We start from the raw sequence: 13950 nt of genomic DNA, 5'->3' as shown, positions 1-13950 counted from the left end.
CGGTGGACGTACCGGCCCTGGAAGCCCTGTCCCACAACCGGCGGGCGGACGTCCGAGCGGCGGTCTGCGCCGTGGAGACCGCCATGCTCCCTGTGCGGCCGGCCTACTACCGCGCCCTCGCGGAGACCCCGCTGCGGGTCGTGGTGGAACAGGTCCTGGCCGCATCCGGACGTACGCTGCTCGCGGTCGGCGGCGGCTACCTTTCCGGTTACACCGACGAGATCAGACAACGTCTGGCACACGAAGGAATCGGGATTCTGCCGCGTGACGACCGCGCCGTCCTCACTCTGATCCTGCTGTTCAGCGTCGCCATTCCACGAGCGTCCGGCATCACCCTGCCCGAGCAGCTGTGGACCCAGGGCACCCCCGTGCCCAGGGATCAGCTCAAGGACTGCCAGGTCTCCGACATGGCCCTCACCAGCGCGTTGCAGCGCCTGACCGACGCCGACCTGGTCCGCCGGACCAAACCCGGCTACGTCCTGGGCAACCAGTTCCTGCGCCTGACGCCGGCCGTGGGCGCCGAGCTGTTCGAACAGCTGATCCTGCTCGCCGACCCCGACGGTCCCCTCGCCGAATCGATCCGTCGCCGCCGCGCCCTTCGCGCCGTGCCCCCGGCTGCCGCTCCCGACCACGAGGTGCCCGACACACCATGACTACTCCGCCCGCGTCCGACCCGTCCCGGGGCATTGTCGGCGACCGCCAACTGGTCGGTGTCCAGACCTTCGACATCGCCCGCCTTACGGCACACGCCGTTCCGATCCTCCCGGAGACGTTCATCGCCGTCTCCGGCCTCGGTCCCAAGGACGACTCGAACGGCTCCGGCAAGACCAGCTTCCTCATCGCCGTCTCCCTGCTGCTGGCCGACCCGCAGTGGCGCCTGGAGGCCAACGGGGGCCGGCACGCCAGCGGCATCCTGTTCCGTCCCGACGCAGCCGGCGTCGACCAAGCTCACCATGCCTCTCCGGTCACCCACGGCTACATCGTCGGCGTCTTCGCCGACCCTGCCGACCCCGCCACCAGCTCGTTGACCGTGTGGGTCCGCATCGCCACCACCGCCCCCTATCTGCAAGCCAATTGGACCGAGGGCCTGCACCTCGCCGACGCCCCCACCGATCACGAGCGCAGCATCCAGGCCGACGCCCTGTGGCGCGAGCTGGGCACACGCCAGATCCTTTCCGCCCGGGCCATGGCCGAGAAGCTCTACGGCACCGCCCCGCGCTGCCTCACCTACCTCGACACCGCCCTGCGCCCACCCGTTCCCTCGCTGCTCAGCCAGCAGCTGACCGAGATGGAGCCCCACGACATCGGCCGGTCCCTGATCGCCCTGTCGGGCATGACACACCTGCTGGAGGAGGAAGAGGACCTGCGCGGCCAGGCCCTGGAACACCAGATTAACCTCGACAAGGCCCAGACGGAGCACGCCCAGGCGCTGCTCGCAGAAGACGACGTGATGAGCGGCGTGCAAGCCCGCGACGCCGCCCGCCTGGCCCTCCAACGCGGTCACGAGGCATGGCGCCGCTACCTTGCCGCCTCCTTCCGCGACGCCCACGACAGCGACCAGCGCATCGCCGCGGCCATGGAGGAGGAGAGGCAGGCGGCCGCGACAGTCGCAGACTTGGTGCAGGACGCCGAGGACCATGTGACCTCGTTCGGTTCCGCCGCGGACCTCGCCAGCCAGGAGAGCGAAGCCCGCCAGACGTGGTCCGACGCCCAAGCACATGCACGCGAACTGTCCAGCAAGATGACGGAGTTGACCACCCAGCAGGCGCTGCTGCACAGTCAGCGGACCACGCTTCTGCCCCAGGCACAAGGCTGGGACGGCAGCGACTGCGCCACCGCGGCCGCCCGCCTGAAACGACGCCAACGCGATCACGCCAAGGCTGAGCTGCAACGCCTGGATGCCGAAGACATCGCCACCCGAGCCCGCACCCACCTGCACAACGTCGAACGGGGCCGCAGCGGGACGGCCGGCCACGCCATCGATCTGCTGAGCGAACACCGCATCCCCGCGCACGGCCTGCTCGACCAGCTCCACGTGGACGAGGCCGCCCGCCCCGCGTGGGAACCGCGTCTGGCGCCTTGGCAGGACGCGATCGTCGTCGAACCCGAGCATGAAGAAAAGGCCCGCCGCCTTCTGCATGCCGCACTACCCGGCGCGCAGATCATCTCGTCCGACGAAGGGCAAGAACGCCTGCCCGAAGGCATGCACAGCACCCTGAACGTGGCACGCTTCCTCGGCACCCTTCAAGAACGTCTGATTCCCTCGGCCGACGGCGCTGCCGTCCATGACCAGGCGCTGGCGCTGACCGTGACGGGTGGCTTCACGACCCCGCTGGCCGGGCGCGAAGCCCGGCTCCGACAAGCCCGCGACGATCTCACAGCCGCCGAGCAGGGCATCGCTGAGGCCGCCGAGGCCGTGACCGTTGCCGCCGCTGCCCTCACCCTGGCCACGACCCAGCACGCGGCCGCCGAGGCCGCTGAAGAACTCGCACACCTCCGCACCCGAGAAAACGACCTTCAGACCCAGATCGACGAACTGACCGGCCGCGTCAACAAGGCCGCGCACGACGAACAGAAGCTCCAGCAGACCTGGAAGGAAGCCGTGGCACGGCACGCCTCCCACGAGCAACTCCTCGCCAATGCAAAGCTCAAACTGGAAGCGGTCAGCAAGGCGCTCAAGGAACGGCACCGCACCCTGGCGGCTCTTGAACGCCAGCGCAGCCAAGTCGCAGCAGCCCAGTGGCAGCTGCAGTGGGACGGCACCCTCGAAGACGCCGTCCGCCTCTTGGACCCGGCATTGGACCAGGCCCGTTCCCCCCGGCCGGCGACCCTGCACCGACAGGCGCAGGACGAACTACGCAAGGCCTACGAGTACTACGGGCTGGACGGCACCCCAGGCGCAGACGTCGGCGAAGACCTCCGCGCCGCAGAGGAGACCATGCGGGCCTTCTCCGACACCGACCCTACGGTCCTGCCCACCCTCACCTTCACCGACGTGGCAGCACCGCTGGACAACCGCCTCGCCGGCCACCGCGACCAGGACGAGGTGGCCGCAACGCGCATTACCCGCGACCAGCACGCCCGGGAACAGGCGATCGCAGAACTCACCACCGGGGTCGCCACCTGCGTCCGCAACCTGAAAACCCTCCAGGACATGATCGAAAAGCACCTTGACGGCCTCTTCGCCCAGATCAGCGCCGCCTTCAACGACCTCGACCTGCGTGGCGACGGCCACGGAGCCAAGCTCGAGCACATCAGCGTCCGCCCCCAGGGCGCCGGTGACTGGCAGTGGCAAGTCATCCCGCGGTGGAAACGCTCCCGCAGCGGCGGATATGTCTCCTACCGAGAAAACGCCAATAGCGCCCAGGTCAAGGTGCATGCCATCCTGCTGGTCCTCGCGGCACTCCTGGCCGACTCCCAGACCCAGGGCAGAGTCCTGATCCTGGACGAACTCGGCAACAGCCTCGGCGAGGTCAACCGCAAGGACATGCTCGCCGCCCTGCGTGACGTCGCCCGTGACCAACGCCTGACCATCCTCGGCACCTGCCAGGACAGCGTCCTCGCCGATGCCGCCGATGTCTGCGGGGAACTGCTGTGGTTCGTCCACGCATCAGCGGCCGACATCATCAACCAGCCCACCAACATCTGGGCCTTCGACAGCAACGGTGACCGTACCCAACTCACCGAAGACTGGATCACCGCAGGACGCGCCCATGTCTGATCCCACCCCCAGGCCTCCACTCCTCATCGGCGAGGCACACGGCCGCGAGTCCGTCCCCTTGCGTAACCTGCCGCCGGGCATCACCGCTGTCACCCTGCCGCGCATCACCAAGGACGCCGACGACACCATCCACGTGAGCGTCCCCAGGGACCAGCGACGGCGGGTCAGTCCCCGGCAGGTCGACCTTGTCGCCGACCACCCCGTCAGCCCCTATGAGCCGCCGCCCGCCCTGACTACCCGACAACTGATGAAGGTCCTGCGGACCAAGACCACCAAGCGCTGGCCCACCATCCAAGCCGATCTCGGCGACAATGCCTGGCAGGCCGTGGTCGACCTCATCCGCTGCGGCGCCGTCATCCTGCGCTGCGACGTCGTCAACGGCACCGCCTACAGCCCGCGGTCATGGACCCTGACCCAGTCGTGGGCCGAACTCGCCGAGGACAAACTCGCCGAACTCCAAGGCCGCCAGCACCCCGAAGACCTGCACCGCGAGCTCCTCGACGTCATGTCCGACGTCCTTCAGCTCACCCATGAACACGCGCTGCTGGCCAGGACACCACCGGGGCGCGTCCTGAAGATCCCCGAAGGCACCGCCACACGAGCCGAGGACTGGCGCGTGTACGAGGTCGCCATCCGGGCCGCTGGCATCTGGTGGCCCGCCCAGGACACCCCCCGCAAGACCACCGCCAAGGAACTCGCCGGACGCAGCCTGCGCAACACCAAGAGCGCCTGGACCCCCGCCAGGCAGCAGGCCTTCTCCAACCTGATCGGCATCCCCTTCGACCAGGCCGTCGACAAGGCCGACACCGAACTACGCATCCGCGGCCCCCTGCAGTGGCGCGTCGGAACCGTCATCGCCGATGCGGCAGCCTGCAACCCCTGGCTCGCCCTTCCCGCCCGCGGTGTCCGCGCCCTCGGCATGATCTCCTGCGACGCCCAGGGCATCTTCCTGATCGAGAACGAGGACACCTTCGAACAGGTCTGCAAGATCCCGGAGATCGCCGACACCTGGCTGTGTATCTGGGGCAAGGGCTACGCAACCGACGGGCTGGCCGAGTTTCTCCGCGGCCTCGACAGCCTGCCCGTTGCGGCATGGGGCGACCTCGACGCCCACGGCATCCGCATCATCGGGAACCTCACCGACCGCATCGGGCGGCCCGTCACCCCCGTCGCTATGACCGTCGACCTCTACCGTGCCGGCACCAAATACCACCAGGAGCCCGCGAAACTGGAGGAGAACCGCAAGCTCGCCGCCCGGCTCGCGCACCAGGGCATCGAGGCCCTGCGCGATCTGGCCGACGAGATCGCCCGAACCGGCGGGCACGGCTGCGAGCAGGAGACCCTCTACGACGATGTCCTGCCCGCACTCCCGGGCCTGCTGGAAGCCGTGCAGATGCCCGACAACTGCTGACCTTGCGGCACACGGCAGAGCGGGCGGTTGGGACTGTCTTCCACCGCTCCTAGCCACACCGTGGTGGTGGCTGCCGCGATCGGCAACCTCAGCTGTGCCGTGTGGCGCTCAGTGCGGACGGTCGGCACCGCCAGCTCACGGGACAAGCATGCCAGCGGGCCGGGTCAGGTCGAGTCGGGACAGACGCCCGGCGTGTGCACGCAGATGGCGTGCCTCGGCGACCAGCACGGGGCCGAACACGCTGTCCCCGGGCCGGCCCGTCAGGCGGTGGTGGGCTCGGGCGCTGGCCAGCAGCGGGCGTGCCCAGGCAGGGACCGCGTACAGCGGGCAGCTGCGATGGCCGACCCCGTGGAGCTTGATGGTGGAGACGTCGCCGGTGATGTCGAGGTCGCGGGTGAAGCGCAGGCTGCCCAGGCCGGCCCGGGTGAAGGCCAGCACGCTCAGCGCTCCGGCGATGAGCGGGTGCGCGAGAGTGGCCAGAGAGGTGGTGTCTTCGGACGCGATCTCGATGGCAGGGGCGGCCTGGACCAACTGCACCGTGGCCAACGCACCGGCACAAGGGTTGGTCCGCCGTCCGGGCCTCATCGCCGCCGCCCCGGTCCCATGCGGCTGCGGGGCGGGTGACTGCCCCGCAGACGTCGCCGCTGCTCCCGTGATCGCCGGGATAGCGGGAGGGAAGGACGGGCGCGCGGGTATCGGTCCCGGCTCGGCGAGCAGCGCCTCGAACTGGGGCCGGCCGCTGATACGGCGCTCCACGCGGGCCAGCGTCGGCGGTAGTCCGCGCGGGGCCTTCTGCCACAGCAGAGTCAGCTGCGTCCCCGTCGACTCGCGCCAGGCGAGCAGTTGGTCGATGCGGCGGAGGGTCAGCAGATGGGCCCGGGGGACCACCACGTGCCGCACTCCGGTCGCAATGCCCCAGGCAGCTGCGGCGAGCCAGGCCGCGTTCACCGAGTCCAGCCACACATCGGGGGAGTTGGGCCCGGGGGCCAGCCGCTTGCCTAGCGCATACAGCATGTCGTGCGCCAGCGCGGCCGGGCTGGAGCTGCCTGGCGTCGGCTGCACGGTGATGCGGCCTTCTGCGGGCCGGTGCGCCTGCAGCGCGGCCCGGGTGTAGAACAGGTCGTCCTGTTCGTCCACCACGATCGTCACCTCGCCGTAGACCACAGCCACCGCCTCCCTTCCGGCCGCGCACCGCGCAGACTGGCCCCGGATGCGGAGATGCCAGGGCCGGTCCGTGCGGTGTGCGAGGTTGTTGGCGGCGGCCCGGGCTCGCCGGGCCGCCGCGGATGTGCGGCCGTTGCTACATGCCGCCCAGCTTGCTGTACACCCAGTTGACGAGGTCCTGCCTGACCTCGGTCAGGCCCTTCTTCTGCATGCCGTTGAGCATGTGCTTGGTGATGGTGGCCCAGTTGCGGAAGTTGCCGTGGGCCGCGGCCCGGTCGATGCTGCGGATCATCTGCGGGTCCACCCCGGCCCACAGGGAGTGGAACGCCGGCAGCGTGCCGACGACTTCGGCCTCGGGCATGCGCGTGAACTTCTGCCAGATGAAGATCCGCGACGCCAGCATCGGTTCCCGCTTGAGGACCTTGTAGCAGCCATCGCCGCCGGCGAAGATCACCGCGAGGTTGGTGTTGCGGTCGTCCCACAGGTGGCGCCAGTACTCGAACGAACTGCGGCCCATCCACTGGGCCTCGTCGCACACCAGCACGCGGAACGTCTGCGACAGCGCCTCCTTCAAGAGGGTGTCGAATTCGATCGGCCGGGTCGGCGGTTCCCCGGGCAGCCCCAAGGCGTGAAACAGCCCGTGGCGGATGTCGCGGGGAGTCGGCCCCGAGCGCAGCTCCAGGCGGTAGGTGTTGCCGGGGGCGATCTTGCGCAGCGCCGAGTTCACCGACATCGTCTTGCCGTATCCGGCCGCTCCGTAGGCGACCATCATGGCCTTGGCGTCGATCGTCGCCTGCACGTCGTCCAGGGTCGTCATGAGCGTTTCGGTGGCCACCAGGTGCGCATCGAGGCGGTGGAAGTGGTCCTCGTCCTCTGCGGGCAGTCTGCCGTAGTCCATGTCGCCGCTCACGCGTTCTCCTCAAGGGTGTCGTTTCCCGGCTCGTCCGCAGCCGGGGGGACCGGGCGGGCCCAGCCGTCCGGGACGGGCTGGTGCGGGATGTAGCCGGGATCGGCCCTCCGCAGGTCCGTGGCGTCCGATTCGGCAAGTTCTGCCTCGGCCTCCGCCTCGGTCAGCGCACCCAGGCGCTCGGGCGGGGCGGCGGTGGTGACGGCCTCGAAGCGCTCCCGGCGCAGCCGTGCGGCGGCCTTCATGTCCGCGCGAAGCCGCCGCGCCTTGGCGGTGCGGGCTTTGCGGACCTTGTTGACCTGCTCCTCGCTGGCCGCCTCGGCCAGGACGGCGCTGCCCAGGTGCACACCGTCCAGGCCGAAGACCTCGATGGTCCTGTCGTGGTGGGGCAGGTGGCGCACCACGACGCGGACGCCGGCCTGGCCGACCATCCAGGGGGCGATGTAGTGGCGGTTGCGCCACTGCACGCCCTGCGTGGTGATGGTGCGGGTGCGTCCGTCGTCCTCGAGCCCGAAATGGGCCAGCTGCTCGGCGGCAACGTCGTGCAGGGGAGTGGGGTCGCAGGACCACGCCTGCATCGGGGTGCGGCCGCCCAGCGCCCTGGGCTGGTGCTCGGTGTTCCACCAGTGCACCCACTTCAGCAGCAGCTCCACAAACGCCTCGAAGGAGAGTGCGGGCTCGTCCGGATCCGCGGTGCGCCCGCCGGTGAGCGTCTGCTGGTGCACGTAGCGCGGCATGGAGACGAACAGCATGTCCTCGACCGCGTCGTTGAGCGCCTCGATGGTGCCCTTCAGGTGCGGGCTGTAGGCCGGGAGATCGATAACGGGCACGGCGAAGGCGCCCAGGGCCGAGGCGACGGTTGGACACAGGAATTCTTTGCCGCGGTCCACCCTGATCAGGCCGGGTAGGCCGCCGGCCGGGCCGAAGGGATCGGAACGGTCCAGGGCCATCCGCAGGGCCGCCAGCACCGCATCCGCGCTGGGGGCGTGGGGGGTCACGGCCACACCCGTGATGACTTTGGTGTGGCAGTCGATGAACCAGGTCACCCAGGGCTGCACGAGCTGGTCCTCGAGCAGCACGCGCACGGGCACACACTTGTGGTCGCCTTCCCAGGCGGCGTTGCGGTGCGCGGGAGGGCGCTGCCCGAACACGTCGAAGGCCCGCCGGGCGGCCTCCCCCTTGGCGAGCCCGGCCCGCTCCCCGGGCGTCAGGTCCCGGCGCAGCGCCCGGTGGAGCGTCGACAGCGACGGGGCCGCAGGCAGCCGGGGATCGTCCAGGGCCCGCTGCTTAAGCTCACGGTGCACGGCGGAGGCGTTGCCTCCCCACACCACCAGCAGCCGCCGCAGTTCAGGGGTGATGCGGAACCGTGTCCGGGACGCCGCGTCGACCTGGCCGGTGGCGCGCGCCTTGGCGACCCACCGCCACACCGCCCGCTCTGAGCGGCCCACGGCCGTGGCGACCAGCTTCACGTGCGCGCTGGTCAGCTCGCCGCTTTGGTCCAGCGACAGCAACCGTGGCAGCGCGGCCGGCCGCCCCGTGCGGGCGGTGAACACCGCTTTGCCGGCACCCTGCGCGCCGGCAGAAGAGTCACTCATGCGGCCTGCTCCTTACATGGATACGAATCGTGGAAAGGACCGGAAGTGCCGTGCTAGTTCCGGGAGTTGGCGGTGCCAGAAGGCGGACGGCACTGGCATCCCCCGGCCGTTTGTCAGGTTCGTGATGCGGCGTCCTGCCGAGGGAGGGACGGCGGAGCCGTCATCCCGCACCGGCTGCGAGCGTCGGCAACTCGCTGGGAGGGGGCGCGCTTCTCGAAGGCCCGGCTGCTCCAAGGGGCAGGCTTATGCCGGGGCATCGGGGGCGGCCCGGGACTGGCCGGCGTTGTTGCGGTGGGTGGAAGGCCGCGGTCGGCGCTGAGCTGAATGCCTGTCAGCGCCGGCCGCAGGGCTTCCTGGGGCGCCTGCATGCGCCGGGGGACGTACGGGATGGGCCGGGTGCAGGAAGAGAGGAGAGCTACCGGTGTCCCAAGGTGCTGCCCTGGGGCGGACGGTCCTTGGCGCCACTGCTGGCCAGCCCGGTGTTGCTCAGGCGTGTTCCAGCATGCGCCGGATCCCGTCGCGGATGGTCGTGGCGCGTTGTTGCGGCGTGAGCCAGGTGGCTGTGGAGCCCTGGGCGGTCTTTTCGACGAACAGCACGTCTTCGACGGCGTCGGCCACCGGATACAGGTGGCTGATGACTGCGAGGGTCTTGTCCTGGATTGCAGCGTTGCTCAGGACGGGAAGAGTGGCGTCCAGGCGGTCGGAGTCCAGGGAGGCGAACCCTTCGTCCAAAAACAGGCTCTCTAGCTTGCTGTTGCTGCGGTTGTGAAGTTCCACGAATGCCAGTGCCAGCGCGAGGGAGGTCTGGAATTTCTCCCCGCCGGAGAGGGTTTCTCGGCCGCGCGTGAGGTTCGTGGCGGACTCCACGATCTTGAAGTCCTTGGTGAAGGCATAGAGCCCGGTGGAGATCTGCTGGAGGATTCTGCTTCCGTAGCGGAGCAGCGCATGGGTGCGCTGGTCTGTGAGATAGGTGAGGAACTTCGTGTCGGTGAGCTGGTCCCTCACTCTCCTCCACACTGCGGCCTGTTCATCCGCGGCGGTGATGGCAGCGTCCAGTGCCTCGGCGTAGGGGATTTGGGACTGCGCGGTACACAAATCGGACTTGGCCTGGTCGTGCGCCGTTTCCGCGTCGCTCGTCTTGCGGCTGAGCGGGTCGAGAACGGCGGGTGCCAGCAGGTCACTCTTCTCCGGCACCGGGAAACCCGGGTCATCGTCGGTTTCGTCGGCGGCGGTCCCGGCCTGGAGGGCGAGGTCCTTCTCGAACGCGTGGATGGCGTTTCTGGCTCGGTGCCCGGATTGTTCCAGTGCGCCCGCCAGTTGCCGGCTCAGGGAGGCGAGGGCCAGGTAGTAGTCGACGACGACGACCAAGTCGGATCCGTCCGGGACAGGAGGCAGTTCCTTGGGCGCCTCGCCGTCAAGGAGACTGTCCGCGTTGGTGGCAGCGTCCGCCCAACGCTCCAGCTTCTTGAGGAGATTACGGGTGGGAGTCTCCACCTTGCGCTGGCGCCGTCCGTCCAGGGCCTGCCGGAGCTCAGCGTGTTCGGTGAGGGCCTGCTGTGCTTCGTCGCGTGCCTGTGCTGTCTGTTCGAGCTGTGCAAGGAGCTGACCGGCTGTCTCCAGCGCTGAGGCGATGTCCTTCGGGGAGGGGAGGTCCTGCGGTGTGTCCTGGACGGGCCGTACCGAGGCCGGGAGGCCGGCGACCTCGGTCAGCAGTGTCTGCAGGTCGCTCTCGTACTGCAGTTGGGTCTTCTCCAGCCGTTTGCGTTCACGCTGCAAGCGGCCGCGCTGGCGTTTGAGGTGGGCCCGGGCCGCCTCCTTCTCGGCCTGCGCGGTCGCCAGCTCTGCCTGGGCGCTCGTGTGGGCCGCGAGCGTTTCTGCCTCCGTAGCGCGCAGCGGCTGGACGAGTGTCTTGACCGCACGGGTGATCTGGGCCCGGTTCTTGGGGGCGCTGCCCGCGAGGACACGCGCCTGGGCGGCCGTCTGCCGGCTAAGCGTGTCCAGAGTCGTGGCCACGCCCGGCACGACGTCCGGCCGCATCGTGTCCACCAGCTCCTGCAGCTGAAGCAGCGAAGTGTCCATGCGCTCGAGGGCGGCCAGATGCGCGCGCTGATGCTTCTGGGCCGTCTGCTCGGTCGCGCTCAACTGGGCCGTTGCCTGCGCCGCGGCGGTGACAGCTGTGTTCACGGCTGTCGAGGATTTGGTGAGCTTGCCTCTGGCTTTGCCAAGCGCCTTGCCGTCCAGCGGGGAGGGGGGAGTGAAGTCGGTCGGAAGGGGCCGGACGCAGACCGGGCAGGCGTCCCCTGGCGCCAGAGCGAAACCCGCCGTGTGGGCGGCTTCGCCGCGCTCCACCGCAGCAAGCGCCTCCTCGGCCTCTTCCCGTGCCCCGCGCAGCTGACGTAGCTCAGCTTCCAGCTTGCCGACGCGGCCGCGCTGCTCCTCGACTGCCTCGAGCGCCGTGTTGGCCGACTGCAGATGTGCTGCCGCGGCGGTTGCTTCCTGCAGCGGGCCCCGGACGGCCTCCTGGATCTGGTCGGTGTGTGCGCGGGCCTGGGTGACGGCATGCTGTGCCCGGTCGGCTTCCTCGACGAGAACCGCCAGGCGCTGCTCGTGCTCGGCCAGCTCCTGCTGTGCTTGCGTGTGCTCCTGCTCATGTTCGCCGTGCTGCAGCTGCTCCTGCGCAAGCCGCTGCATCAGGGCGTCCAACCCCGTTGTACGGCGCGGCAGGCCGGAGAGCACAGTCACCGCACCGGACAGGGACCGGACCGTGTCACCGGCCTGCGTGGCCGCCTCCAAGGCGGCCTGCGCCACCTCCAGCTTCAGGCTCAGATCGCGTCCGGCCGCTTCCTGTGCTGCGGCTTCGGCATCGAGCTCCGTCGTCGCCTTGGCCAGCGTGGCCAGGGTGACAGCCGCTTCCGGGACGCTGCGCTCACGCAGCAGCCGTGCCGCCTTGTCCAGAGCGGCCTTTCGGTGCTTCTGTGCGACGGCCCGCCCCTGTGCCGCGCGCAGAGCGGCCAACCGCTCACGCCGGCTGGCCGCGAGGCCACGCGTACGCTCCACATCCAGCGCCGCCTGTGCGGCGACGGCATGGGGATCTCGCAAGAGGTCCGCCCGGGCGCTCCTGGCGTCGAAGATGCCCGCGCTCAAGCGCTCCAGTCGAACGCCGGCGTGCTTGCGCACACGTTCCAGTTCGCTGATGCCGAAGACGTGCCGCAGGATGTCGGCGCGGTCGCCCTTGTTCGCCGTGAGCAGGTTGTCGAACTTCCCCTGGGGCAGCAGGACCGTACTGACGAAGCCCTTCCAGTCCAGCCCGATGAGCTGTGTGACGGCTTCTGTCACCGCGCGCATGTTGTCGACCCGCAGGTCGGCGCCGCCTTCGGCCATGGACTCCAGAACAGCCTGCGGCTTCCTGCGGTTTGCATACAGGGTGCGCCGCACCCGCCACGGGCGGCCGTTCACGGAGAACTCGAACGTCACGTGCATGCTGGGGCTGCCGGTGCTGATCAGCTCATAGGCTTCGTCAGCTTTGCTCGACCACGAGCTCGCCCCGTACAGGCCGAAGGTGAACGCCTCAAGGAGAGTGGACTTCCCCGCGCCGGTAGGGCCCAGGATGGCGAACCGGCGCTTCCCGGTGAAGTCGATGGTGCAGGTGCCGGGGTAGCTGCGCATTCCGCTGACGATGAGCCGGCTGGGCTTCACGACGCCTCCGTCCAGGTGTTTTCCAGCGCAGCGCGGAGCATGTCCTCGGCCGGGACCGGGGGAAGCGTCTCGTCGTCGAGCTCGTTGAGCAGGTGGGTGAATGCGGTGACGGTGGACTCTGCGGCAGCGCCGCTCACTCCCTCGGAGGCCAGGTAGGCGCGGAAGGCGTCGGGGAGTTCCGGCTCCTCGCCGGGATCACCGTCCATGACAGCCTCGGCGGCCGCCTCCCGTGCCGGTACGGGGTTGACGAGGATTGCGTTCGGGACGATCTCGGCGATCTTCTGGCTGAGGAGCCCGTCGGGCTCTTCGCCGGCGATTACCGCTTTGAGGAAGGTCCCGTCGTACTGGGCGGCCGCGGCCTTCAACTCCTCCAGGGTCCCGGGGAAGTGGGCCAGCCGTCGGCCGCTGGAGAGCCGGCGGGGCAACGCCCTTACCGGTCGTCCGGGGTCGGCGTCGACGATCACGACGCTTTTGGATTCGTCGGCTTCGCCGAAGTCCATGGCGAGCGGACTTCCCGCGTAGCGGGCGATGCACTTGGCGCCCCGCACCGGTTGCGGGCGATGGATGTGCCCGAGAGCGGCGTAGGAAACCTCCGGAAGATTCTCAGGGCCGGTTTCGAAGCCGTCGTCCACAGCCCGTTCGCTCGGGGAGCGTTGGGCGCCGGTGACGTACACGTGGGCCGCGAACAGCAGGATGTCCCGGTCGGGGTCGTACCCCTCGTGCATGGCCCTCATCAGCTCCGCCTGCAGCCCGCGCATCCCCTCGGCGTAGTCGGCGTACGACGTGCCGGTCGCGGAGTGCTGCCAGAAGTGGTTCGGATGCACGAACGGCAGGACGGCCAGGCGGATTCGCTGCTCACCGCCGCAGGCGTCGAAGGTGAGGACACCGCCGTCGTCCGCGGGGCGGAACCGGTCGGCGAAGAACAGGCCCCGGCCCCGCAAGGGGCCGTTCATGGAGCCGAAGAACTTGAAGTATGCGGGGGAGTCGTGGTTGCCGGCCAGGACCACGGTGGGGGCGATGGCGGCGAGTTCGATCAGGGTGTCCATGGCGCGCGACATGGCCCGGATGGTGGGACGGGAGTGGTGGAACAGATCGCCGCTGTGGACGATCAGATCCGGCTGGCTTTCCTGGGCGATGGTCACGATCTCGGCCAGGACGGTGTCGAAGTCCTCTTCGCGGGCGTGCCCGTGAAAGATGTGGCCTAAATGCCAGTCGGAGGTGTGGAGCAGTCTCATGCCTTCGTGCGCCCTTCTGGGAAGCGAGGCGTAGGAGAGCACCGATGGTGCCTTATGAGCCCGGGACTGTACACCAAATTCCCTGGAGTAAAACTGGAGGTCCCGAGTGACTGTTGGCGTCCGGGCATGGATGAACACATGACCGCTCTCAAGGAGCGCATGCAGCAACCGCAAGAGACGGCCCGGCAGGCACTCACGCAACACGGTACTTTCCAAGTGCC

At 69.2% G+C, this 13950-nt stretch carries 8 protein-coding genes; 3 read left to right on the top strand and 5 right to left on the bottom strand.

Going from position 1 to position 13950, the window contains the following annotated elements; translation table 11 throughout:
• Window positions 1-2 precede the first annotated feature (2 nt).
• Genes AB0924_RS31925 through AB0924_RS31915 form a run of 3 tightly spaced genes read left to right on the top strand, consistent with a single transcriptional unit; the run spans window position 3 to window position 5132 of the window.
• The gene (locus AB0924_RS31925; RefSeq protein WP_366913278.1) at window positions 3-653 is read left to right on the top strand and encodes a hypothetical protein; all 651 of its coding nucleotides are present in this window, start codon (window positions 3-5) and stop codon (window positions 651-653) included.
• Window positions 650-3721: a hypothetical protein gene (locus AB0924_RS31920; RefSeq protein WP_366913277.1), complete on the top strand. Its 3072-nt coding sequence runs from the start codon at window positions 650-652 to the stop codon at window positions 3719-3721. The genes AB0924_RS31925 and AB0924_RS31920 overlap by 4 nt, the downstream gene beginning before the upstream one ends.
• Window positions 3714-5132: a Wadjet anti-phage system protein JetD domain-containing protein gene (locus tag AB0924_RS31915; RefSeq protein ID WP_366913276.1), complete on the top strand. Its 1419-nt coding sequence runs from the start codon at window positions 3714-3716 to the stop codon at window positions 5130-5132. The genes AB0924_RS31920 and AB0924_RS31915 overlap by 8 nt, the downstream gene beginning before the upstream one ends.
• Window positions 5133-5267: 135 nt before the next feature.
• Here AB0924_RS31915 and AB0924_RS31910 read toward each other — a convergent pair whose 3' ends face one another.
• The 5 genes from AB0924_RS31910 to AB0924_RS31890 form a co-directional block, all read right to left on the bottom strand.
• On the bottom strand, window positions 5268-6302 hold the full coding sequence (locus AB0924_RS31910) for a hypothetical protein (protein WP_366913275.1): 1035 nt from the start codon (window positions 6300-6302) through the stop codon (window positions 5268-5270).
• Window positions 6303-6432: 130 nt separating this feature from the next.
• On the bottom strand, window positions 6433-7206 hold the full coding sequence (locus AB0924_RS31905) for an ATP-binding protein (protein WP_366913274.1): 774 nt from the start codon (window positions 7204-7206) through the stop codon (window positions 6433-6435).
• Window positions 7203-8798 (bottom strand): Mu transposase C-terminal domain-containing protein, encoded by a 1596-nt coding sequence (locus tag AB0924_RS31900; protein ID WP_366913273.1) that lies wholly within the window; start codon window positions 8796-8798, stop codon window positions 7203-7205. The genes AB0924_RS31905 and AB0924_RS31900 overlap by 4 nt, the downstream gene beginning before the upstream one ends.
• 486 nt (window positions 8799-9284) lie before the next feature.
• Window positions 9285-12494, bottom strand: a complete 3210-nt coding sequence (locus AB0924_RS31895; protein WP_366913272.1) for an SMC family ATPase — start codon at window positions 12492-12494, stop codon at window positions 9285-9287.
• The gene (locus AB0924_RS31890; protein WP_366913271.1) at window positions 12491-13729 is read right to left on the bottom strand and encodes an exonuclease SbcCD subunit D; all 1239 of its coding nucleotides are present in this window, start codon (window positions 13727-13729) and stop codon (window positions 12491-12493) included. Before AB0924_RS31890 ends, AB0924_RS31895 begins: the two co-directional genes overlap by 4 nt.
• Window positions 13730-13950: the final 221 nt, after the last annotated feature.

This window comes from Streptomyces sp. NPDC047869, assembly GCF_040704065.1.
In the GTDB taxonomy this organism is placed as follows: domain Bacteria; phylum Actinomycetota; class Actinomycetes; order Streptomycetales; family Streptomycetaceae; genus Streptomyces.
The sequence above is the reverse complement of the archived record's forward strand: the minus strand, read 5'-3'. Positions and strand labels throughout refer to the sequence as shown.